Source organism: Vibrio atlanticus, assembly GCF_024347315.1.
GTDB lineage: Bacteria > Pseudomonadota > Gammaproteobacteria > Enterobacterales > Vibrionaceae > Vibrio > Vibrio atlanticus.
In genome coordinates this window covers 1,073,372-1,097,965 of the sequence record NZ_AP025460.1, presented here as the reverse complement: position 1 = coordinate 1,097,965, position 24,594 = coordinate 1,073,372, and the positions used below count along the sequence as shown (strand labels likewise).

The 24,594-nt window shown below is 41.9% G+C and carries 19 protein-coding genes, 2 tRNA genes and 2 pseudogenes; 16 read left to right on the top strand and 7 right to left on the bottom strand.

Annotated elements, in window-relative coordinates; all coding sequences use genetic code 11:
• Positions 1–23: 23 nt before the first annotated feature.
• Positions 24–1,532, bottom strand: coding sequence for an Hpt domain-containing protein (locus OCV30_RS05085; protein WP_065677927.1), 1,509 nt, complete (start codon positions 1,530–1,532; stop codon positions 24–26).
• Between the two features lie 96 nt (positions 1,533–1,628).
• Complete coding sequence (gene yejK / locus OCV30_RS05080) at positions 1,629–2,633, bottom strand: nucleoid-associated protein YejK (RefSeq protein ID WP_065677926.1); 1,005 nt, start codon at positions 2,631–2,633, stop codon at positions 1,629–1,631.
• A gap of 84 nt (positions 2,634–2,717) precedes the next feature.
• Between yejK and OCV30_RS05075 the strand changes: the two genes are divergently transcribed.
• Together OCV30_RS05075 and OCV30_RS05070 are read left to right on the top strand one after the other, a co-directional pair.
• Positions 2,718–2,945 (top strand): YejL family protein, encoded by a 228-nt coding sequence (locus OCV30_RS05075; RefSeq protein ID WP_004734063.1) that lies wholly within the window; start codon positions 2,718–2,720, stop codon positions 2,943–2,945.
• 27 nt (positions 2,946–2,972) lie between these two features.
• On the top strand, positions 2,973–4,769 hold the full coding sequence (locus OCV30_RS05070) for a DUF3413 domain-containing protein (protein WP_065677925.1): 1,797 nt from the start codon (positions 2,973–2,975) through the stop codon (positions 4,767–4,769).
• A 93-nt stretch (positions 4,770–4,862) separates the two neighbouring features.
• On the opposite strand, the gene OCV30_RS05065 is transcribed toward OCV30_RS05070, so the two are convergent.
• Entirely contained in the window at positions 4,863–5,624 is a 762-nt protein-coding gene (locus tag OCV30_RS05065; RefSeq protein WP_102552608.1) for an IS5 family transposase, read from the bottom strand.
• Between the two features lie 168 nt (positions 5,625–5,792).
• On the opposite strand from OCV30_RS05065, the gene OCV30_RS05060 reads away from it, so the two are divergent.
• Together OCV30_RS05060 and OCV30_RS05055 are read left to right on the top strand one after the other, a co-directional pair.
• Positions 5,793–5,883 (top strand) — tRNA-Ser (locus OCV30_RS05060).
• Positions 5,884–5,971: 88 nt separating this feature from the next.
• Positions 5,972–7,258, top strand: a complete 1,287-nt coding sequence (locus tag OCV30_RS05055; RefSeq protein WP_065680241.1) for a tyrosine-type recombinase/integrase — start codon at positions 5,972–5,974, stop codon at positions 7,256–7,258.
• A gap of 303 nt (positions 7,259–7,561) precedes the next feature.
• Here the strand turns inward: OCV30_RS05055 and OCV30_RS05050 are convergent, their stop codons facing one another.
• From OCV30_RS05050 to OCV30_RS05040, 3 genes and pseudogenes are all read right to left on the bottom strand, one after another.
• Positions 7,562–7,957, bottom strand: a complete 396-nt coding sequence (locus OCV30_RS05050; protein WP_065680240.1) for a hypothetical protein — start codon at positions 7,955–7,957, stop codon at positions 7,562–7,564.
• Positions 7,958–8,273: 316 nt separating this feature from the next.
• A pseudogene (ltrA, locus tag OCV30_RS05045) lies at positions 8,274–9,746 on the bottom strand (group II intron reverse transcriptase/maturase).
• Positions 9,747–10,495: 749 nt separating this feature from the next.
• A protein-coding gene (locus tag OCV30_RS05040; protein ID WP_370736707.1) for an IS3 family transposase occupies positions 10,496–12,030 on the bottom strand; the annotation gives its coding sequence in 2 pieces (ribosomal slippage) (positions 10,496–11,577 and positions 11,577–12,030; 1,536 coding nt in all).
• 483 nt (positions 12,031–12,513) lie between these two features.
• On the opposite strand from OCV30_RS05040, the gene OCV30_RS05035 reads away from it, so the two are divergent.
• The 11 genes from OCV30_RS05035 to OCV30_RS04985 all read left to right on the top strand — a co-directional run bounded on the left by OCV30_RS05035 (position 12,514) and on the right by OCV30_RS04985 (position 23,435).
• On the top strand, positions 12,514–12,906 hold the full coding sequence (locus tag OCV30_RS05035; protein WP_244499026.1) for a hypothetical protein: 393 nt from the start codon (positions 12,514–12,516) through the stop codon (positions 12,904–12,906).
• Positions 12,907–13,095: 189 nt separating this feature from the next.
• Positions 13,096–13,602 carry a hypothetical protein gene (locus OCV30_RS05030; protein WP_065678647.1) on the top strand — a complete coding sequence of 169 codons (507 nt, stop codon included), beginning with the start codon at positions 13,096–13,098 and terminating at the stop codon, positions 13,600–13,602.
• Positions 13,603–13,704: 102 nt separating this feature from the next.
• Positions 13,705–14,031, top strand: a complete 327-nt coding sequence (locus OCV30_RS05025) for a hypothetical protein (RefSeq protein ID WP_065678646.1) — start codon at positions 13,705–13,707, stop codon at positions 14,029–14,031.
• Complete coding sequence (locus OCV30_RS05020; RefSeq protein WP_167351944.1) at positions 13,991–14,380, top strand: hypothetical protein; 390 nt, start codon at positions 13,991–13,993, stop codon at positions 14,378–14,380. The genes OCV30_RS05025 and OCV30_RS05020 overlap by 41 nt, the downstream gene beginning before the upstream one ends.
• Positions 14,381–14,972: 592 nt before the next feature.
• On the top strand, positions 14,973–16,076 hold the full coding sequence (locus tag OCV30_RS05015; protein ID WP_065678644.1) for a tyrosine-type recombinase/integrase: 1,104 nt from the start codon (positions 14,973–14,975) through the stop codon (positions 16,074–16,076).
• 391 nt (positions 16,077–16,467) lie between these two features.
• Positions 16,468–17,814 carry a hypothetical protein gene (locus tag OCV30_RS05010; protein ID WP_244499025.1) on the top strand — a complete coding sequence of 449 codons (1,347 nt, stop codon included), beginning with the start codon at positions 16,468–16,470 and terminating at the stop codon, positions 17,812–17,814.
• Between the two features lie 70 nt (positions 17,815–17,884).
• Positions 17,885–18,880: a DNA-binding protein gene (locus OCV30_RS05005; RefSeq protein ID WP_065678642.1), complete on the top strand. Its 996-nt coding sequence runs from the start codon at positions 17,885–17,887 to the stop codon at positions 18,878–18,880.
• Between the two features lie 246 nt (positions 18,881–19,126).
• A complete protein-coding gene (locus OCV30_RS05000) occupies positions 19,127–20,194 on the top strand; it encodes a hypothetical protein (protein ID WP_261879037.1) in 1,068 nt (355 codons plus the stop codon).
• Positions 20,195–20,849: 655 nt separating this feature from the next.
• Positions 20,850–20,940: transfer RNA gene (locus OCV30_RS04995), tRNA-Ser, on the top strand.
• An 85-nt stretch (positions 20,941–21,025) separates the two neighbouring features.
• Entirely contained in the window at positions 21,026–22,282 is a 1,257-nt protein-coding gene (locus OCV30_RS04990; protein ID WP_065678640.1) for a tyrosine-type recombinase/integrase, read from the top strand.
• Between the two features lie 385 nt (positions 22,283–22,667).
• A complete protein-coding gene (locus tag OCV30_RS04985) occupies positions 22,668–23,435 on the top strand; it encodes an alpha/beta hydrolase family protein (protein WP_065678639.1) in 768 nt (255 codons plus the stop codon).
• A 138-nt stretch (positions 23,436–23,573) separates the two neighbouring features.
• On the opposite strand, the pseudogene OCV30_RS04980 reads toward OCV30_RS04985, so the two are convergent.
• Positions 23,574–23,717, bottom strand: a pseudogene (locus OCV30_RS04980) (IS110 family transposase); the annotation flags it as partial.
• Between the two features lie 153 nt (positions 23,718–23,870).
• Here OCV30_RS04980 and OCV30_RS04975 point away from each other — a divergent pair.
• A complete protein-coding gene (locus OCV30_RS04975; RefSeq protein WP_065678638.1) occupies positions 23,871–24,296 on the top strand; it encodes a hypothetical protein in 426 nt (141 codons plus the stop codon).
• Positions 24,297–24,594 lie beyond the last annotated feature (298 nt).

Sequence of the window (24,594 nt, the reverse complement as noted above, 5' to 3'; positions counted from 1 at the left end):
TATTGTCAAAAAACCTGTAAAAGTTAACGTTGGGTATTTAAATAGTCATGAGCAGAATCTACAGAGGCTTTTATCGCCATCTCTAGTTCGGCTAAATCGTGCTCGCTGATGGCTCTGGACTGCTTCATTGTCATTTCAATAGTCGCTGCAATGATCGCTAGTCGAGACGCTTTGATGCTGCCAGCCACACCTTTTAAGCTGTGCACAATGCGAGCAGCAGAGGTTTCATCCTTGGTGAGCAGAGATTTGAATCTGGTATAGTCATCTGCGTGATCTTCGACAAAGACCCCTAGCAACAATTCAACAGACTCGGTATCGCCATCAAGAGTCTCTAGCATCTCTTCAATATCAATCGCTGGCTTTGAATCCGTCACACTGGCAATGTGCTTCTCTGGCTCTTGCACTTGTTCTGGTGTTCGCTGAGTTGGGGGTTGCTGAGTAGAGTTTTGCTGAACCGGAACTTGTGGAATAGGTTCTTGCAAAATCGGTTCTTGTGAAATAGCTTGCGGGCTTGTCGCACAAACACTCTGCTGAGATTGAGCATCAGAATGTTGACTCGCTGGCGTAATATCTAATACTGATGGGGGATTACTTGGTGGCGTCACCGCGGAAGAAGCAGTATCGCTGTGAGAAACAGTATCGTTACAAGAAGCCGTATCTTTGCTGGAAGTAGAGAGAGCATCTTCCTGACTTGAATCGATGACTGGTTCTGGTCTAAGTTCTATCCTTGCTTCTTTAATGAATTTGGAGGGTCTAACGCTCCACAACACTAACGCAATCATTGCCATTAAGCTTAAACCTAGCATGACCAATAATAGGGTGTACTGACGCCCATGGAACTCATCTTCAAGTTTAATGATCTGGTCGTTTACTGAATTCTTCTTGATTTTATCGACTAAATAATTGAGCTGAGCGTAATCACTCAGTAATGCTGAAGCATCAGCCAGTAATTGTTGGAGTGCATCTTGCTCTTCGGTCTTTAATGAATAAGACTTTTCAAGAATGGAATCAAAAGCGCGATAAGTCGCTGATGAACTTTGGTTATCGGAATACATCGCTTCTAAAACGACGACACCAAATTCGTTGAGTAGCGACTTTAACTTAGAGGAACGTTCAGTATCTATGCGCAACACTTTGATGTTATCGACGATATCTTGCACCTGGCTCTCTATCGAAATGAATTCATCAAATTTTTCTAAAAATTGATCGGCAACGTAAAGCAGTTGGTTCACATCAGGGCGAAACAAGGCGTGTTGGAAATCAGATTCAATCTGCAGTCGGATCGAATAAACCAACTGAGCATCGAGTGCTAGATCATTAATACGAGAGACTCGCAGCGGCTCAGAGAAATAAAGCGACTGCCTCAATTCATTAACGCGAATACCGAGTTCTTCAATTTGAGCGAGCGAGTGAGAGTAAGAACGGCTTAGATTAAGGAGAGCCAGTGAAGGAAGTAGCCACAGAGCCAAGAGTGCAACCAAAAAAGTGGCTGGTCTTTTAAAGCGATTGGGCTTTATTACTGATTGTTCCATCGATATTCCTTGTTCATGCGAACTCTAAACCACTATGTTGCTAAACATAAACAAGCGACAACAACCTGCTGTCGCTTACTACCTAATAACTTCGGACTATGACTTATTGCGAGTCAGTTGATCACGTAAGTTCGGTGGCGTCCCTTTAATGGTTAGCGTGTCTGTCTCTGGATCGTAGAAGATACGCTCACCTAAAAGCAGACTATCAAAACTAACATTCAAACCGCCACCAGCACCAACAAATTTTGTTAGTTTACGCATAGTTGCGCGGTCTGCTGGGAAGCTGTCTTCTAACTCATAGCCTTGTTCACTAGTATAGTCAAAGAAGCTTGTACCATCAGTGCTTGCTGGCAACTCTCCAGAAAGTTCACGAACTTGAACTTCATCACCCGCTTTAAGCTGTTCGTTACAGTAATCCGCAACTTGTTTTTTATAGCTGATCGCTTCTTCTTTCTCTAACTTAGAATCAGAAACAAAGTCTTCTACCGCTTGCATCAATACTTGGTTTTGCTGCTTAGCATCCAAGCCTACTTCTGCTTGAAGGAAGTCTAAGAAGAAGTCAGCGACTTTACGACCAACGCGCCCTTTAATATAAGTAAGGTAACGGTTTGACTCTTTGTCTGTGTCGTATGTTGAAAGATCAAGGCGCGCAACAATATCCATCTTCGAGATATCCAGGTAATCCGTCGCACTAATATCTAGCCCTTCGGTCACTTTCAAACTTTGGTTAGAAGGCAGTAGTCCGATGAAAAGGTAGTCTGTCGCCAGTGATTGATATTCAGCCAGTACCAAAGTGCCTTCATCAGCAAAAGGGTACTTTGAAAGCTCATCTTTTAGACGTAGCGCACTTTTTTGAGAGAAATCATAAAAACTTTGTTCTCCAGCTCGAAATTCATGCAACGACTGCTGGAATTCGCTGTCGGATTTGAAAGAACCAAATCCTTTACCTGCTTTTGAATTAAAAACTCGGTGAAGTTCAGCGACTAGGTTTTCAGATGCAGTATCGTTTTCTAGAGATTCAGCACGATAGTTAACAATCAGCTCTTCCTGATCGTTCTTGCTTAGCTGGTGTAAAATTACGTTGGAAAGGTGAAGGTTCATAGTGAAAATATTACCGTTCAGGTTTCAGTTGTTGTGCATAGTAGGTTATCATAAGCCGCTTTTACTATCATTATTAGAGTCCTTATGCCGATTATATCTAAATACACAGATGATCAAGTTGAAAAAATCCTAGCTGAAGTAGGTGCTGTACTGACTAAGCACAAAGCTTCACCTGAGCTTTCATTGATGATCGCTGGAAATATCGCAACCAATGTCTTAAATCAGAACGTTGCTGCTTCACAACGCAAAGGAATTGCTGAAAAATTTGCCGAAGCTTTAATTTCTTCTCTTGAAGATAAAAAGTCTCACTAAGTTTGATTGACGGAAAAAGAATTATAAATGGTAGACAGCGCAAACTCATATAGCGATCGTGTATCTCGACTGGTAGGTTGGGGCCACTGGTTTGCATTTTTCAACATCATTGCTGCGATGTTGATTGGTACTCGTTATATTACTCAATCTGCTTGGCCGGAAACCCTATTGGGTCAATTCTATTTGGCTGCATCATGGGTTGGTCATTTTGGATTTTTGGTGTTCGCGCTCTATCTATTAGTGCTGTTCCCACTCACTTTTATTCTTCCGTCGAGGAAGTTATTACGTTTGGTTGCCGTTATCTTCGCAACCATAGGTTTAACTGTCCTACTGATTGATACCCAAACGTATCAAAATATAAACCTCCACCTGACACCTGTCGTGTGGGAGGTTTTATTCAGTGGAGAGGAGTCTGCACTCACTTCTGATTTGCAGCACCTCTTCATTGTAATGCCACTAATTTTCTTATTGCAGTTAGGTCTGTCTGAGTGGGTTTGGCGTAAGCAACGTAAACTGTCTCATAAACACATTGGCCGTCCTATTACTGCCGTCTTCTTCTTGTGTTTCATCAGCAGCCACTTGACCTACATGTGGGCTGATGCGTATTTCTACAACCCAATTACAAGCCAGAAAGCGAATTTCCCACTGTCTTATCCTATGACAGCAAAAAGCTTTATGGAAAAGCATGGTCTATTAGACCGTGAAGAGTATTTACAGCGTTTAGAAGCGAACCAAGAGAACGTAAATTTAGTTAGCTACCCGTTAGAAAAAATTCAATACAACCGCCGCAGTGCTGATCTTAATATTCTGCTAGTGAGTGTGAATAATCTTCGCGCTGATGCACTCAATAGCACTGCGATGCCAAGCAGCTATGCCTATGCACAACAATCGATCAACTTCACCAATCACTACAGTTCAAGTAACGACATGTTTGGTATTTTCGGATTGTTCTATGGCCTTCCTAGCAGCTACGCAAGCAGCATCAAAGCGCAAGGCTCGAGCGCAGTACTGCTCGATGTGCTAGATCATCACAATTATACACTTGCCGCTTTTAGCGGTGATGACTTTGACGACGCCCTTTACCCGGAAGTCATCTTCCGAGGCCGTGATGCGCTCCCAGAGCAAGCAACAGATGATGACCAAAGCGCAATACAAGCTTGGTCTGAATGGGTTCAATCACCACAAGCAAAAAGCCCTTGGTTTAACTTTATTGAGCTAACAACGCTCGATAACTTCTCTAGTTACGAAACAGATGTAACGTTGACTACCGCTGAACGTTTTACTGCAGACTACCAAAAATCGACTCAAGCGGCTGATGTTCAGTTAGCGAAAATCTACGCAGAGTTGGAGCGCCTAGATCTTCAAGACAACACAGTGGTTATCATTACCTCTAACCATGGTACTGAATTTAACGAGACGAAAACCAACAGTTGGGGTGCAAACTCCAATTACAGTCGTTACCAACTACAAGTGCCTCTGTTCATCAAATGGCCAGGTAAGTCGGCATCTGAATATACTCACCGTTCTAGTCACCTAGATGTATCTGTCACGCTAATGCAAGAGCTATTAGGTGTATCTTCGAACCCGACAGACTTCAGTAGCGGTCGTAGCCTGTTTGATGAGCGTAGAAGAAAATGGATTCTCGCAGGAGACTCACGTGAACTTGCTCTTGTTACTGACCAACAAACAACGGTGTTAGATAAGTTTGGTAACTACAAATTGTACGATCAGAATTACAAACGTCTGAAAGACGTAAGCCCTCGCTTGCCAGTGTTGATGCAAGGCCTTACTGAGTTACAGCGGTTCTATACCAAAAATGACTAAATGATCATCAAAAAGAAAAGGGAAGCCAATGGCTTCCCTTTTTTATTGCCGTGAATGATTAGGGCGTGTTGATCTTTGCTGTACATTTTGTGTTCAACAATACATCGGTAGCCACATTAACATGAATGCCAGCGATAACATGCTGGCATAATTCCTTTCTAGCTTGTCATATCTACTTGAAATAGCTCGATAATGCTTAATTCTCCCAAAGGCATTTTCGACCAAGTGACGATACTTGTATAGACACCAATCCATACTGTCTTTGTCTATATCTTGTCCGTAATTGCGTTTAGCAATTACCGTTTCTCCGCCACGTTCCTTAACAAAAGTACGGAAAGGTTCGCTGTCATATCCTTTATCACAAACGATAGTATTAACTTCATCGAGTTGTTCAACTAAGCTTTCGGCATGCACTATATCGTGGCGTTGTCCTTCTGATAAATCAAAGCAAATCGGCAGACCACCACTATCTACGGCTAAGTGAATTTTGGTTGAGTTGCCCCCGCGACTTTTTCCTATTTGCTCTGAGCTTTCAGTAGCTGCACCTGTACTATGCTGATGCGCTCGAACTATAGAGCCATCAAGAAAGACCCATTCAAAATCAGCCATGCTAGATAAGCTTTTGAAAAGTTTATCTAAAATCCCTTTCTTTGACCAAAGATTAAATCGTCTGTAAACGGTACTCCACTCTCCGAACTCAGAGGGTAGATCTCGCCAAGGAATACCTGTTCTCATTCGATAAAGTATTCCTTCAAATGTCATTCGATGTTCAGTTTTATCGTAAATACGACCTGTACTTTTCATAACTTGGAGTAGCAGTTCCCAGCGAATATCAGTTAGCATTGTTCTTGGCATGGTATTGGTTATGGTTTTACTTTTGGCGAAGCAAATTATAACTCTTTACCATGCTGTTCAAAAAACACTCACGAAAGATCAACACGCCCTAGAAAACAAGCAACAAAACAAAATTATGAAAATTAAGGGTTTACAAGATCCTCTGCCCCTTATATTATTCACGCCACTGGAGGGATGGCTGAGTGGTCGAAAGCACCGGTCTTGAAAACCGGCAACCGTTAATAGCGGTTCTAGGGTTCAAATCCCTATCCCTCCACCACTTTAAAAATGAAAAAAGCCGTTGATTATCAACGGCTTTTTTCATATCTGAAGGGTACTAAGTTCAACCGCAAGGATTGACTGAGACAATGTACCTTTTAAAAACTGCTAGCCATAACTACTACACTCGTATTTGCCTACCTAAAAGTTGTCGTGATCGTGGGTTCCCTTTTGACCTAAAAGTATCACTGTTAACCAAAAATCGTCGAATTGCCTCACTACGTAACTTAAACGTTGCCATCGAGCTCAAACAGCTTATTGACAGCATTACAATTCAGACTCACCCCGCAGACTTCAATATTGCTGCAAATAAGCTTATCAATGAGCTTAGAAGCGACTTTGACGATAATGACAGTACTTTCGTTACTAAACCAATACCAGTACGCAATACTTCGATACAGATACAACCAGTGCCCTTAACACGACAAGCTACATCACTTGCTTCCTTGAAATGTACACTGGTAAAATTTATCGACTCTAAAAAGCTCCAATCAATCCGACCGCTTACAATCCATCAGCTAGAATCACGTATTAACGATTTCATTCAATTTGCGCCAGTAGATAGAGTTGCCAATATAACAACGGCTCATGCCTTACTGTACCGAGACCATTTGTTGAAAAAAGGTCGAAGCGCTAAAACGGATAAAGAATACCTTGCAGCTTGTTTTCAGTTCTTTAAATACTGCAAACTGATGAACCACACAGGGTTCAATGCTTTTGAGGACGTTAAAATCCAGAAGAAGGCAATTAAGCGCCAAGATGAACAACGGGAACGCTGGCTATTGAAGGATATGAAGAAGTTTTTCGGCACACGCCTATTTAAAGAAAAAGATGAAGAGTTTCAGTGGATTTCGAAAATCCTACCTCTATCTGGTATGCGTCCATCGGAAGCTTGCCAATTGCGAGTTGCTGATATCAAGCAAGAAAACGGTATTTACTACTTCTCAATTACAGAAAGTGAGGACGGTAAATATGTAAAAAACGCTAACAGTATCCGTGAGGTTCCCATTCACAATCACCTGATCAATATGGGCATTCTAGACTATGTTGCTAAGGTGAAGGCTGCGGGTAGAAGACAGTTATTTAGCTATAGCCCAGGAAATCAGTTTGATGATTGGTCTAAATCATATTGCATAAAGATCGGTAAATACCAAACGTTGATAGGTATGAAACCCCGCCAGAGACCTACCGCTTACGGGTTCCGACACACTTTCATAGACGAATTGAAGCAACAAGGTGTTCCTGAGCACATCACCGCTCAGCTCGTTGGGCATGGAAATAATAGTATGACTTACGGGCGGTATGGAAAGCGGTTGCCACTGAGCCAGTTAGCAGAAGTTGTTAATGGGATCAGCTATGAGCCAATAGGAGACTAAAGTTAAAACATTAATCCCGCAAGTCGCTGGCAACTAGTAACAAATCCTTACCAGTTGCCTGAATTGCTTTTGCCCCGAAATGAGTTACAAGCACTTAAGAACTTGCTTCCTGATTTGTAAAATGGCTAAGTTTTCCTAATGCTTGCAACCACAATTAAACGTACTCAATAGACTAACCCTTGTCTAACGGATCAAGAGTACTCAAAAGAAAAGGTATAGAGTCCTTTCTCATAGGTTGTACGTCTAGTGGGAAGCCGTACCTATCACACAGGTCTTCGATACTTTCATGCAATTTTTGTAAATCTATTTTTTCGACTTTTGCTTCCATGACTCCTTAGTATGCATGGAGAACTCGTCAAGAATACGGTTGAGATAAACTCGAACAATGGTTTCTTCTTGTACTGTTTTAAGGGTGGTCGATGGCAGATCTTTAATATATTTAGATAACCACACATCTTCAACGTCTTGTGCTGTATAGGCTGTGTTTTTGGGGAGTCTATCAAGGCATGTGTTCTGTTTAGAAGTGATACTGGCTTGCAGAACTTCTAGTTGCAATGCAGTTTGGGAATAAAGAACTTGTTGAAAAGTCCCAAATAACGCGGGACTGTAGCGGTTGAGCGCTTCATCAGATTGAGTTAAACGATCTAGCGTATGATATATGTCAGTAAGATTAACCAAGTGTTGAGTTGTGCTGTGCATTAAAAACCTCGTATTTTATTGAATGCACAATCCATTTTGCACATAAAAATATAGAATGCAAAAGTGCGTTTGATTCGCCACTCTATCTTCGTTTTGCACTTCTATTGCAATAAGTCACTCGGTATTAGCAAAGTTACTGATTCAGTATGCCCAACAATAATCTTAGCCAAAACAAATCTCAGCCAAAATAATCTGGGGTGCTTCTGTCGGGTGGACGACACTTGTTACCAAGTGCCGTCTCCCTAAGAACCGTACGTGCAACTTTCACTGCATACGGCTCAAGCCTCCACAAAGGCATCAAATGATACCCAGCAACTTATAAAGCAGTCGGAGCAGGTTCGTTCCAAGAGTTACGAGCTAGCCTTTTGGATTTTCTCTTCACCAAGTATTCTTGGTAAAGAGGGTCAAAGGGTGTCGCTGCACTTCAGATTTTCACATGTCTTTCTATAGGCACTTTAGCTATTTGGAAGAGATTGAACTGGCAATCCATATCCATGATCTTCTGCCAACCGTGAAACTGCCATTGGCCTTTTCGGTTGATGAAGTATTTTAGGGCGATCCAAGTTTTAGACTTTGTTGGATGACGCCTTTTAGCCCAGTGCCATAACGTATGGAATAGCTTGTGACCAACATATCCGAATACCTGCTTAGCTACGCAGTGCCGATAATAGTTCGACCATCCCCTGAGTTTCGGATTTATCAGTTTGATAAGATCATTCACTGGAAGGGTTACGTGCTTTTTGATGAGTTCACGCAGATTACCTAAGAACATCAACGTATTGGATTTGCTCGGCTTAATGAGCAGTTTCCCTTTGTACTTCCTATGGTTGAACCCAAGGAAGTCAAAGCCATCGTTAATGTGGGTGATATGCGTTTTCTCTTCGGATAATGTCAAGCCTCTTTCTGCTAAGAAGTCAGCAATCAACGGTTTGATATCGTTCTCTAGCACTTCTTTTGAAGCGCAAGTGACGACGAAATCGTCGGCGTAACCAATAAAGTTGGCTCTAGCGCCCTTTTTGAGTGCGGTGGACTTTATCTGCTGTTCAAGGCCTGCGAGAGTCATTAGCATCAAGGTCGGAGATATAATCCCACCTTGTGGTGTGCCTTCATCAGTGCGATAGAACAGCCCTTTGTCTACAAAGCCAGACTTTAGCCATTGTTCCAACATACGCTTATCAACGGCAACATTGTCCATCAGCCCTTGATGCCCGATCTTGTCGAAACAGGCCTTTATATCGCCTTCAAGAACCCATTTAGCTGACTTCTTTAGAGCCAAACATTTGAAGCACTGAGCGACTGCGTCAGCCGTGCTGCGGTTTGGTCTAAATCCATAGCTATTAGGATCGGCAAGCGTCTCCGATATAGGCTCTAGTGCCGTAAGGTAGAGTGCTTGCTGCGCTCTGTCTATCATGCACGGGATGCCCAGTGGTCGAAGTTTGCCATTCTTTTTGGGAATATAGATACGCTTGAGTGGTTTGGCTTGATATGCCTTTCTACTCAATTGATTGACTGCTTTCATGCGGCGTGTATCTGTATTCCAGATAACACCATCTATTCCAGGCGTTTTACTGCCTTTGTTTTGTGATACTCGCTTAACAGCAAGAAGTTTTGCTGAACGAGAATGAGTCAGTAACCACTGCAACGCTTTCACTTTGCCGTGTTTACCTTCTCGAGTTGCCTTTGCGATACGCATCTGAAGCTTGAATACATGCGACTCAACGGATTTCCAGTCGATCGACTGCCATTGAGCGCTGTCAGGAGAGGCACTAATCTCTTTTGAAATCATCATTTGCATTTCTCCTTGAATAAAGTTCTTCAAATTCTCTCGCAACGGGAGACCAGTTGGAAGTGGGCTCACTTTCGTGACCAGACACAAGTCTGTATCTGCATCGTTACAATGCAGCCTTCGCTTTTTCCAACCTCCTATACCTGCATCACTATCGGCCACATAGGCTTTCCCAGAGGGAGTGATACAGGCTTACCGTGTTCCGTATGTCACGCAATGTCAGTTTAGATGCCCGCTATGGTGCGGAGAGTTCAATGACCACGAAAGAGCATGGGGCAATCTCTTTCCGACTCTCTTGCCTTTTGGCTACAGCGTATTAACCACTTCCGCTGTTTGCAAACATAACGCACCTTCCGCGGATTCACTTATGTTCGTCATACTGACTACCTAGCACTCACCCGATTTGTGGTTATCAGGAGGATCGTCCTCTCACGATTCAAATCCCGAATGGTCATAACCATTCTTCATTACATTGTCAGGCTCGCTACTTTATTCAGAGCCCTAGGTTCATCTGGTGATACAGATGGTTCACACGTTAAGCGGTGAACAGCGCTTCATACGACCTCACGTCGCACGCCCCTTTCTTTGTTACGATTAGTTAATGTTTCACAATATTAGACAGTCATTTGAGCTAAATTTTGTAATGCCTGTATGATACTGAATGCATCCATCAGCTTTAGCGTAGGGAAGAAAAGCTTTGACTACTAAGTATCCGGCGTTTTTCAAGGTAGTTGTCATCATTCGCTTGTTTACTAAGCAGCTTCTCTTTCTGGATTTAGGTGAATGTCACCAACAGGTTCACAGTTTCTGATATCACCTGGCCAGCGTTCAGGGTTTAGCTCTTTTGCTGCGAGTAATACCTTTGCTCGGCGCTTCAAGATCTCTTTATCTTTTCCATTGTGACGCTCTGAAGGCGTGACGTAATTTAGCTTACTGTGCTTATGCTCGGTGTTGTACCAGCGTACGAAGGCTTCAACCCAACTTCGACTACTGTTGATACTTTCAAAGCCCTTTGTTGGCCAGCTTGGCATGTACTTTACCGTGCGGAACAATGATTCGACATACGGGTTATCATCGCTGACTCTTGGGCGGCTATACGATGAGGTAATACCTAACTCTTCCATTTTTGCTTTAAACGTCAGCGACTTCATCGGTGCACCATTATCTGAGTGAAGAACCAGCGCTTGATTGAAGCATTGCTCTCGCATCAACGTTCGTTGCAGAAGTTGTGACGCCAGCTCACCGCATTCACGCTCATACACTTCATAACCAACGATTTTTCGACTGTAGATGTCCTCGATGACATACAGGTAATAGTGTTGGCCTCGAACTTTTGAAGGTAAGTAAGTGATATCCCATGTATAGACTTGGTTCGAATCTGTCGCTGTGTAACTTGATGGCTTCGCTTGCTTCTGCCTACTTCTTTGACGACCTCGTCTGTGGAGTTGTCCCTGTGCACTCAGCACCCGATAGTAACTCGATTCAGAGGCGATATACTCACCTCGGTCAAGCAGTGTCGGGACGATTTGAGTCGGAGGTAAGCTTGCGAACTCAGAGCGGTTACACACCTCGATAATCGCATCACGCTCTTGCTGAGAGAGCTTGTTAGCAGGCTCTGGCCTGATGCATATCGGCCTTTTGTCAGCTTGAACTTCACCTTGCTGATACCAGCGACGATACGTTCTCAAGTCGATTTGAACTTCATGGCAAGCTGGCTCTAAACGGCATCCGCATTGCTTCGCTTCAAGGATAAGAGTCACTATGGTCTGCCTTTCATCGGTTGAGGTTAATCGTCCTCTGGCTCTTCCCCGTAAAAGGCTCTCAGCTTTTTTCTTAGTACCAAGAGGGCGGCCGTTTCAGCGAGTGCTTTTTCTTTGAGTCGTAAATCTTTCTTCAACTCTTTGATTTCAAGTTTGTCAGCTTTAGCCTGCTTCTTTGCTTCAGCTTCCTGCTCTTTACTCGACTTAAACCCTTGCATACATTCGCTGCGCCAACTTTGGATTTGTTCAGGGAAAAGACCTTTTTCACGACAATATTGGCTGAGTTCACTTTCGGTCATCGAGTAAGACTCGGCAACAATGGCGAGTTTAGTTTGAGCAGACCACTGCTCTGATGAAGTGTTGCTATTTGGCACGGCGGCTCCTGAACGTCTGAGTTGCTGGCGCCAATGATACAGGGTCGCAGTGCTAATTCCTTCCTCTTCCGACACTTCTTTAACTGACATCGAATAGGGAGGCAACAGCTTCTTCAATATAGCTTCTTTTCTTTCTACTGAGATACGAGACACAATTACTCTTTATCGCCCAAACTGGTTAAATTTTAACAGTGACAACTATCCTGCCAGAGGGGGTATCTGTATCAATATCGCACGTTCACATCTAACGAAAATAGGCATGTGAACAATCTGGTAAATAACGAGCTGTCATTTTCCATAGGTGAAACCTTTAATGACCCATTTGATGCGACACTTCTCTTCCCCTCAATCTTTGCTACAGACGTTACGTTGGCACGATACATTGATGAGAACTTTCAACATATTGTTAATATCAGATCGCAAACTGAGAGTAGACATCCTGAACAGATTAAGCAGGAACTCATGCAAAAGCTGGCTAAACCCAATGGACAGAAAATATTCCTAGAAACATATCGAGATCCGATACAAGAAAGGATGTGTAATTCATACATATCATGCCTCTCTACAAGCTCAAGAAATCCGCTTCTCTGGGCACATTATGGGGATAACCATCGTGGTTTCTGTTTAAGGTATAACATGGAAAAACTGGTAGCCTCTTTGCCGTTACGGTTTCACAAAGAAGTGAATTACACAGATGTCCCAATGAACTTTCTTGATATTGTTAGTAGTCATGATATCAAAGAACAAGTGGATAGACTTTTAATCCAAAAATCAAAACACTGGAATTACGAGAAGGAGTATCGTTTGATACTCGAAAATTGTCGGACAAAGTTACCTGAGAAGCATTCAATTCAATCGTTTAATCCTGAAGCTGTTGATATGGTGTTTTTCGGGCTAAAAGCTTCCTCTGAGCATAAGAGTTGCTTGTTCTCAAAGTTGGAAGGTAGAGGTATTTTATTTAAAGAAATGTTCGCTGATAGCAAGGGGTTTGAGTTATTTGCAGATACAGGAACATATTCGCCATCATGATGCTTATACCCATTGGTATGATATTGTGACCGAGGTTATCTTGGATATACCCCTAAACGCGTTAACCTACTTTGAGGTCACACTTAACTAATCCACCAATTGACCAGATTTTCCCAATGAATGTAAGCTGTTAGAAGTGTGATGTGGTTATCACACGGACTAACTCTCAACATTAGAAAAGGATTTGGCATGAAAAAATTAGGAGTTTTTATAGCCTTTCTTATCGCAGGTTGCTCAACCACGTCTGGTTTAGAGCCAAGCGTGTCACATAGCGGCTTTGATAATGCAACCATTATATCAATAGAGCCACACGGCAATGCATGTGATTCTATGGTTTGTACAGGGATTGGTGCTCAATGGAGTTCATCAAAGCCAGAGCAAGTAATACTCATAATGTCCATTTTTAACGAATACTCTGGTATTACTGACGTTCAACTGAACATTGACGGTAAAAAAATTCAGTTACAACCAACAAGAACAATTACAGACTTGAACAATAACTCGGCTATCAAAACATCCACAAAAGCTTTTGTAGCTGATCTTCAGTTAATAGATAGTATTCTATCGTCTCAAAGAACTTGGGTTAGGGTGCATACACCTACAGGCTACTTAGAAGATGCGGTCATAGATAATGGGAAAGATAGTAAATCATACCATGCATTGTCTAGATTTATGAGAGATGTACGTTCCAACTGAACCCCAGCTTATTTAATGCCAGAACGCAATTATGCTACGACTTCATAGTATAAGTAGCTAGGTTTGTCTGTAAATTAGTTAGATGCTTTAGACGTGGTAATTATGCGATTATTTCTAAGTGTTGTTATTGTCACAATTTTACTTGTTCTTAATGTACTTCTCCTCTTATTAGACAAACTAACTGGCACTGATTTTGTACTGTTCTTTACTGTAAGTGTTGTTGTGGGCTTTGTGGTGTGGTTCCAAGGAAAGATCACTGAATTATCTTTCAAAGGTTATGCTGTGAAGATGCAACAGGAAAATCAGAAAGCAGAACAACTAATTAGCGAGCTAGAGGTTCTGGCAAAAGACTCCTTCAAAGCACACATGAATCAATTTAGTATCAATCATGCACGATTCACCCGAAGAATTAGCATTGCGCCATGCTAAAAAGTTTGTTGAATACTGTGAGTTATACATAAAGTACCAAAATGTTCTCCACCTAGAAGCAGACCAAGATCTACCACTAATCATTGAGAGTGAGGTAAGGAAGTACTTGATAGGGGCATCAATTTACTCTGATGTACGGTATCTATACGGAACAGAACGTATATTAATACCGTCCCCTGAAGACCTCGTACGAAAATGGGGTAAAAACGACAATCGATTTGATAGCTCTCCTTATTACACGTTTTATAAGGAAGAGCTATATCCCTTGTACATTAAGCACCAAGATCATTCTGGCGCTGCATTATTACCTACTAATAAACCACCAGAGCTGGTTAATGATGACAAGTGACTATCCTTAAGTTGAAGGCGTTTAGGATACTGAACTAATTCGATTGGTTTCGATTTCACCAAGTTCCCTAAGAAGCTTTTGTCCAGGTTTGAGCTAGCTTAGAACTGCACAGAAAATCTTTTGCTAAAAATCGTTCCATTACACACTATACCAGTCAAATCTCATACTCACAGATGCGAAAAACGTCAGAGTAACTCACCCGTTTGGGAAAAACGTCAGAGTAACTCGCCCATTTGGGAAAAATATCAGATTAACCCATCATTGAGGAAACGAGGAAAGCCTCATGTCTGATAACTAACTTCAAATGTTAGAAATTATTCGATAAATCAAAAAATCCTCAAACATTTTTCGGATCTGCCATCTCCTAGATAGCTCTTATCAGTGATGCTGGGTGCAAATCCTATCTGTAGCTTTATCTGCCAACCACTTTGAAAAATTAAAAAACAACAACTCATTGATAAAAAAAGACAAGGTGAAGTTTTTTCCATAACCTGCTAAAAATATTAGCATTTTCATATTGAAATTCATTTTTTCTGCTTATAAGCTGCTCTCAAATAGAAGAGCAGCAGCTAGCTGTCTAAGTGCAATAAACGTGGAAAACAGCAATCCGACATTAGTTAATGTCGTCATAGATAAATTCATTGAAAGCCGTGTACATACTGTCGCGCCGTCTACACTCAGATCGGACAGAAGTAAGTCGGGAAAACTCAAAAATCACTTCAAGAAACGTTTGATAAAAGATGTTAATCATAGTGACATCCATGATCTTATCATTTCGTTTCATTACCGCTACAGCAACAAGTCGATCAATGAGTTCCTCACTATACTCAGGGCGGTATTCAAACGAGCCCAACGAGACGGTGCGATTGAGCGCAACCCCGTAGATGGTATTGAAAACCTAGCTGTTACGAACAAAGAACCAAAACCTCTCAGCAAAGCCGAAATCAAAAAACTGAATGACACTACTGCTGAATGCCTTAACGGAAAAAATGTTGTACTTCTGAACGTACTAACAGGACTTCGTATCAGTGAGTTACTGGCGCTCGCTTGGGAAGACATCAATTGGCAGCGTAAAGAATTATATGTTCGTCGTGCAAGAGTATTAAACGATTATAAAACGCCAAAAACCACTGGATCAGTTAGAACGGTAGAACTCAATGAATTGGCGATAACGCTTCTGAAAGAACAGTTTGAGCTTACTGGCTCAAAACGGATGCGCACTATCTCTGTTTTACAAGCGGACAGTAAAACATGGATTAAAGATACAGTGCGTTTTGTCTTTTATAACAGTAAAACGAATCTACCGTTCCTGAATGCCAAGCAATTCAACAAAACCTTCTTCACTCCTTTTCTGAAAAAAGCTGAAGTTCAGCACCGTGGTGTCGGTCAGTTACGCCATACTTATGCGAGTCAAAATCTTACTGCTGGAATTAGTAAAGACTGGATTTCACGTCAGATGGGGCACACTGGCACAAATATGATAGATAAACATTATGGTCGCTGGATGCGTTCAGATGCTCCTGACTTTGCCAATGTCGCAGCTAATCATCTTGCAGATGCACTCGGACATTCTGAGGCTATACCCGTTGAAGTATCTTCTGAAGTACCATCAGATGTATTAGCGTTGGTGAGTGCTCTGCAAGAGAGGCCTGAGCTTAAAGCGCTAATCCAAGGTGTTATCGGAGGTGCTTTATGAGTATTCTCCGCCCCGCCATGTGTGGCATTGTCAGTGCCACACATGGCAATACCGTTGCCAAATTTGGCACTAACCGTGCCAAAGTCGCTCACTTGAAAAGTGGGACGCGACAGCAACCCGCTGCGCTCCCGTCACACTTTTGCTTCGCAAAAGATGCACGTGAGCTGCGGGCAAGAGATATCTCTCTTGACTCTCTAAATACCTGGCCTCTGGAGAGGCCAGAATGAACAAGGACATTCGTTATTTTTATCGCAAGTTTAACTTCACATCTCAGTCGGTGAGTCGGCTTAAATGTGAGGCATCGCTGAAGCATTCGCTCAGGATAACCTCCACTCTCGCAGATTCAAAGGCGAGGACTAAATCGACTAAAAAGCTGGAATGGAATGACGCGTTGTCAGCTAACAATCTTATCTGGTGTAACGGTAGATTATCACAATTAGATACGTGGTCAGAAGAGACGCGTATGGAGCTGCTATATCGAATCGCGCCAGTTCCACGCATCCACAACCAGAAAAAACTCCAGACTCAACATCGGCAATACAAGAATAAAATGAAAACGGCGATTGCCAGTGAAACCAAAAAAGGAAATAGAGAGGCAGCGGAATTTCTTCAGGCTGTACTTGATACCGAAGGGCATGTTTCGTACTCCAAGATAGCGAAATTTGGAAAACTTAACATGCAGCGTAAAAGGCAGCGCATAAAAATGCTGGAGACCTATCTTAACGCGCACAATCAGGTTCATCGCCGTGCACCAACAAATTCTGTTTATTTACAGGAAGGTATCTTCAAAGTGCCCCATCAATGGCAAGTGGGCTCAGATACCGTCAGTCTGAAAGAGTACATTGAATTAACGCGCAAGTTCCTGACTTACCATTTCCCTCAGTACCCCATTGAAGCGATTATCGGTCACGATGATGAGCGTAGCGTGGAGCAAGATACAGGTTGTCACCCGCACTACTTTCTATCTGGACGCAATAGTGAAACAGGTGAGTTCGACTTGCACAAACGGCAAATACAAGTGGTGAATGAGTACATCCATCGAGTGTACTCAGTGAAAAACTTCTTCCCGAAAAACGGAAAGCTTACTCGTGAAGAATCACAAGACTTTGGGCGATTTTTCCAAAAGATGGTAAAGGACTTTGCCAATGAGCACCTGTTTCATGCCAAAGGTCTCAATGTAGTGTTTGCGCCTGAAACCGAACGGAGATCTAAGCGACGCAAGAAGATGAACAGAGAGGCTCGTATTCCTAAAACTGAGCGTAGTCATAACTATCACACGCATCAGTTAGAGCTGATTCAAGACAAGATTGAGCTGACAGTAAAGAAACACGAGAGTTTGTTAGGTGAACAAGCAAAAGTCGAGCAACAACTTGTTCAGCTAACAGAGGATACTGCTCAGGCACAGGTACAGCTAAGTCAGTTACAGGTTGAGCGAGATATCATGCAGGTAGAGGTGTCAGACCTGAAAGTGGAATCATCGCGACTGACCACGCTCACACAGAACTTAACGCAGGCGATAGTGCCAAAACTGGTTGATATATTTAGGAAAGTGCTGCTTTCTATTAATGCCAAAGATAAAGGTGTGATGAAGAAACAGAGTGAATATCTGGCCTCCGCTCTGAATTCCACGTTAGATCTGCCACCTGAGTTGGCAGACAAAATTACAGGTGAGATTACTTTGCTGCAAGAGTCCGATAACCAGTTAGCGAACCAGAGCATTGATAACCCCCCAAAATAAGTAAGTTAGTTAACTGGCTTACTTACTTTACTAACTAACCTTGATAATAATTACAATAAAGGTAAACAACATGGCTAGACCAAAATCCTATACAGATGAAGACATTATAGATATTGCTACTCAACTGTGCTCCAAAGGCAGAAAGCCTACGGGATGGTACATTAAAGAAATCCTCGGTCGAGGAAAAATCGCTTCAATTCAAGCTGACCTTGACCGATTAACTAAAAGCGGAAAAGTTCCCGAAATACCAGAGCCAAATAACGATAAAGATGATTTAGGTGGGCAGCCTTTACGGGCTTCTTTTGAACTGCCGATTGAGATTCAGGAAATGCTGTCCATCAGAGAGCAGGAAGTTTGCAAATCGCTTCGAAACATGACTATCGGATTGAATAATAAGGCACAACTTCATTATGAAGCGCTGATGGATGCTCGCGTTAGAGAGTTAGATATTAAATCCGATGCCGCAATAAAAGCCAAAGAGATAGCAGAGGAAGACGGCCTTGATTTAGAAGCGCGTCTACAAAAACAAGTCGAACACAATGAGTTGCTTGAAGAACAAATCGAAATACTGGAAGTGGAGCTTGCGCAGTCAAAGCAGGAAATATCCGAACTGGTTCAAAATAATGGTCAATTGACGCTCTCTCTCAGCAAGGCAGCGGAAAACATAGAGGCTCAACAAAACACCATCACGGGACTGACAGCTAAATTGTCGACAATGGAAACAACGCATGCATCAATAATGACAAGGTTTGATTGTGCTACGAATGAGCTAGAGGCACTTCGAATACACCATTCTGCATTGTCAGAACAGCATGAAGAAGCGAAAGAACGACTTATTGAAACATCGACTCAACTACAATCCACCCAAGACTTGTTGAATAAATATGATAATCAATTGGATACGCTCAGAAATGAGAAAAGTGAACTTTCAGTTAACCACCGTCTTCTAGAGAAGAATCTTAGCGATTCTGAAGGTAAGGTTGCTTTGCTCACTCAGGAAAATCAGCGGCTGGAAGCGCAGTTAGCAGCACCAGTGGACAGAGCAGCCCCGCTGCATACAGAGTAGTCAATTTCTCGGTTATTTCACCAGAATGGTGGAATTCTTAAAATTTCGTCCGTTTTTTAAGAATTCTTAAATCGGTTAAGAATTGCTAAGAATTCAAAAAAAGCATTCACTCTGTGAATTTAAATGTCGATATTGCACATGTTTAGAGCATCTAAATTAATACTTGACCTAAAACAACCTATTACACATATCGTTAGTTATTGTTCTTACCCTAAAAACGCGCATGTAAATTGGTTGGACAATAAATTGATAAATAAAAAAACAAATCAGCATTTGGCTATCTCTATGTTCATTATCTCACTTTTGGGCTGTGGTAGCGGTGGTGGCGATAGCGGCTCAGCAAATGCTGCGGATCTTTACCCGAATATCTCTGTAAGCTCTGCAAGCATTTCAATGAATAGCAATACTAACTGCTCAGGAACGAGTTCATCATTTCGTACAACTGACTTTATTGTGGGTTCACCGAATTCAATTAGTGATGCAAAACTAAAAGAAATCGCTCGCATCTCTCAAAATGCATTTAATACTGATGCTTCACGATTTAACTGGAACATGGTTTCTGAATTTGATGTTGATTCATCTTCTCCTTTAGAAGTTTGTGTCCTATCCAGTGAAGGCAGTAATGGTGCAGGTGATTACTATGGCTTCACTATCGGCCCTGATTCTTCTGGCACCGCTCTGGATGAGCTAATTAAGCACGAAATCAAGCACACTTATCAGTCCCGCTTCGTTGGCGAAATGGGATTAGGTCACTCTCATGTATGGTATAATGAGGGCGTTGCGGTGCGATTGACTACAAATGATTCATACAATGCGTCAATGCTAAATACGTTTAACTCACAGATTTCTTGGGCTCCAACTCAGATTACCGCTGATTCAGTTCAAGATGCTGTCCAAATCTTGCTGACCCCTGCTTATTACGAGTATCCAGCTTACAATGCGTCAGTTAGCTATCTACTAGACCAAGGCGTTAGCGTAGTCGATTTATGGGAAGTTTTTAAAACCATTAATGTAATTGAGCAAAGTTGTCGAGCAGATCATCAGACAGCAATTGATAACGGAGAAACAGTTGTTGCAATCAATGATTTGTACACATCATGTACTGGATACTCTGATGTTTACGCTTCTGGCGCAACAACATGGAATGGTCAGATTATTTCTGACACATTGCAAACGCCAGGGGTTTCATCTAGTCAGCCAGGTGTATCCAAATTCGTTGCTGCATTTAACTATGTAATGAATTCTTACGGCATATCTTATGAAAGCATCGATTCTATCTCAGAGTTCCAAGCCACTGTGATGTCAAACATGTAATTTAGAACCGTCACACTGTTTGATTCGTTCACCTTTGAGAAAGGTGAACGATGGCGACCTAGTGAACAAGGCATGTCACAGCTTTTCCTTGAACTATTCCAAGAAAAAGCGTAATGTCAATTGATGCACTAAATTGATAACCAACGCTTAGTCACCCCTTCGCAAGTTATTGATAATAAACGGTAAATTTTCATTTTTTTGTTGCGGGCGTTTGGTTCAAATCCCTATCCCTCCACCACATTAAAGAAAGCCGCTGAGAAATCAGCGGCTTTTTTGCATCTGAAGCTTTTTAAAATATAAAGCTCATCTAACAAGACTCTATCCACTCTCATTTTCAAACCCATTCACTTGATACCTACTCTTAAATTCCGGTCTCAGAGTTCTAAACTAAAAGTTCATGCGCCTAAGCCACTTCCCTCATAACTTTACCTGCAAGCCAAATACATACTTTCTTTTTAATGGCACGGAAACACTTCGCGTATAACGAAAGTTAAGAATTCTTGGCTTATTGAATATAAGGTTTGGTCTGCTTCTTAATAAACCGAGCGAAAAACAACCACCCAGAACAAAAACACACAAACTTGTTCATAAAAAAAGCAGTCAGTTAATAAGGGTATTTACAAGCGAATCACACCACTATATTATTCGCGGCACTGGAGGGATGGCTGAGTGGTCGAAAGCACCGGTCTTGAAAACCGGCAACCGTTAATAGCGGTTCTAGGGTTCAAATCCCTATCCCTCCACCACTCTTAAAGATTAAACCGCTGTTTTTACAGCGGTTTTTTCGTATCTAAAGCCTCGAAAATCATCTTGCACAGAAAGGTAGCACAGATGTACTTATTGAGACTTCCAAATAGCGTATACTACACACGCATCGCCACCCCACTTTCACTACGTAGCAGTGGTTATCCCAAAGAGTTTAAATTCTCTCTTCTAACTCGTGAACGTAAAGTCGCTTACCTGAGAAATATCGAACAGGTTCAATTACTCCATGCTCTTTTCGACAGAGCCAAAATCACGGCATTAAGTTTTACTGAATTCAAAGCAGAGCTTGCTCATAGTATTAATCAGTTACGTCAAAATTATCATTCTCAACCAGAAACAACGACGAATGCACCAATACTGCGACCTGCTGTAGAAGCAAAGGCAACATCGCCGAGAGTGAGTGTGGGAAAAGAGGCGCTGGCTCAGTTCATTGAATCTAAGCAGCTTGAGAGCGTGACTCAATTGACGATTAAACAGCTACAGCAGCGTTGTAGTGATTTTCTAAACTATCTATCAAGCCAAGGAAAAGAAAAGCCAAGTAACAGCCTTGCCATGGCTTACAGAGATGAACTGATCCAGCGTAAGCTTAGCCATAAGAGCTTAAAAGACTATCTGGCCGCAAATAGGCAGTTCTTTAATTGGTGTGTGGCAAAAGAATTGATAGCAACTAATCCATTTATGGTGGTGAAGCTACCAAAGAATACAAATAGCTCAACTCAGCGCAGGCGTTGGAAAGTGATAGAGCTGAAGAAACTATTCTCTAGTCATGCCTATAGTGAGCAAGGTGAGCAATTTGACTGGATAACCAAGTTACAGATGCATCAAGGCTGCCGCCCTTCAGAGGCTTGTCAACTTCGCATCAAGGACATCACGTTAGGTCATACCCCTTGTATCCACTTTTCCGATGATGCGGAAAACCAACACCTAAAAAATGCGGCTTCCAACAGAGTTGTGCCAATACACCAGAAGTTGCTTCAATCACGCTTTCTTGATTATGTAGAGCAACGAAAACAACAAGGTGCTATTCAGCTTTTTGACCTAGTTCCCCGTGGAGACGACTTGGATTGGTCAAAAGATTACCGTGACGTTTTTGGTGATGTTCTTGATGCCTGTCATTTCAAAGCGGGACAACGCCCAACCGCCTATTCATTCCGTCATACCGTTGTTGATGAACTGCAAAAGGCGGGCATCGAAGAGCATGTGGTCGCTCAGATAATTGGTCATAAACACAATACGATGACCTACGGACATTATGCGAAACCGCTATCCCCAGAAGAGTTGGTTGATGCTGTGAATAGCTTTCAGTTGAGCACATCTCAGTAAAATAAGCTTGGCGGTAAACCGCCAAAAACCGTCTCTAAAAAAGTGAGACGGTATAGCAACCCGTTGCGCTCCCGTCACACTTTTGCTTCGCAAAAGATGAACGTGAGCTGCGGGTAAGAGGCGAGCCTCTTAACTCCCTACCATGGCTAGCCATGAACACCAACATGAAATTAACCAACCCAACAGACAACCCTGACTCAGAAATGCCCCATTGTTCGGTAAATCCTTTACTTGTTCGCATGCTGTAAATTAAGCTGATATGAATCTCGTTGCGCCAAGAAAGATAATGAATAATACTTTGCCGTCTAATCAGCTTTAGCTGTTTTCTGAAGTTTAACGGTTTATCGTGCTCATAAACGAATATATTGAAATATAAGGGGTGTTCATGGAAGGTGTTGTAGTAGAAAAAAGTAAGATCGGTGAGATTACATATTTGCTCTATTGTAAAAAAGAGTCGGTAAATAATCCTTTAGTCATCGTCTGTCACGGTTGGAGCAATGATAAATATGAAGGCTCTAATCTAGCTTTAAATTTGGCTCTTCAGAGTTATTCGGTTATCTGCTTTGATGCAGATAAACACGGCGAAAGAGATGATGGTAATGCTCGAAACGTTAGTAGTCATTCGAGATTTATCAAAAGAATGTCGGGGGTGATCAAGCAGAATTCAGATGACATAAATACACTCATTGAGCATTATCAGAAAGACGTTAGGATTGATCCATCGAGGATTGCGGTTGTGGGTATCTCTATGGGCGCAATGTCCACATTTTATTCTTTGACCAAAAATAAACGGATTAAAGTTGCGGTATCAATTATCGGCTCTCCTGATTTTGTCGGCTTGGAGAAGTTCGCCTTAGAAGCCGATTCAGTTAATAAGACTCTTAGTGATGATGAGAAGTTAGCTATTAGGTATATGGCAGAGATTGATCCATGTTTGTACCTTATAGAAAATGAAAGTCGCCCTATGCTGATCATAAATGGTGAGAAAGATGATTGGGTTCCTGCCAATTTCGCGAAGGACTTTTATGAAAAAGTGAAGAGTAAATACGATAGAAACAATACTGAAATTGAGTTCAATTTAGTTGAGGAATCTCATTACTTTTCCAACGATATGCGAGATCACACGGTGAAATGGTTGAATAAAAATTTGTAAGCTAAAAAGTACATCTGTAGAAATAAACAGCCATACACAATTTAATGTTCCAAGGTACTTTTTCTTATCTGATCGAAACGGTTTGGAGCAACACACCTGAAATACATTTGTCCAAAGATTTCATTTGCTGAGATCTCACGCACAATGATGGGCACCAGAGTACGCCTCCATACCGATGAGGCAAGGCGGAAACTTAGCTAATGTATTTAAGATTTTGTTTCTTTAGATATTTTTGCGCAGGACACACTTGCCATATGCATCGACACAGTGAATACTGAACATATTCTTGGTGAGGTCACGCCAATAGTTTGAATGGTAGACATAGTAACCTCCAGTTCTTCAGCGTGTACTGAGTAAGTATGGCGCGCTGAGTATCAGGTAGAGGTAGTCCATATCATTTGTTATGCGTTACTCCAACTTGAGAAGGTAGTACAAGTGGAAAGTAGAGTTAAAAAATCAGTTCAGTACCTTGCCTTGGGTATTCTTATATATCCGTTTCTTTATATGCTACTCAATTTTATTATCCCGATACTAATGGCGACTTTGGGTGAAGGTGGTAGCTCATTGGTTGAAATTTTTGAGTATTTCACCTGGTTTATAATGCCTTTTTTTTCGGTGCTCTACTTGTTAGCTTTCCACCATTTTTCGCCAGTGTTAGGTAAATGGCATCAACGGATTGGGTATACTTTGGTTTTAGCCGCTGTGCTAATCGAAATAGCGACGCCTTGGATGGAAACTGGTCTGGTGTTTAAGGCGGCATCTTTTCTATGTCAGCTTTTTGAGTTAGGTATTTTAGTTAGTTGTATGTTCGTTTTTAGTAGTAAGTTGGGGCCAGATTCTGAGCTTGGAAGAAATGCATAACAAATTAGGATTAAGCGCTGCGTAGTCAGCGTTAAGTCCCGAGAGTTGACAGGCCGAGCCTCTCTATAAGTAAATTTTGTGTTTTGCTCTAGAAGGATGTATGCCTGAGTGTTTTTCTCCAAGTAAGGGCAACGTTAATAACGTTCCGCCCTAACTTACTAACATATCAATCTGATATATCTTGACGCTAAACGGTGAAGTAAGGTTTAATCTGTACAAGACAAACGATTAAAATGATTTTCGATAGATCAATTAAATAATTGTAAAATAAGCATTTAATTTTTTGGTGGTTGGGTTC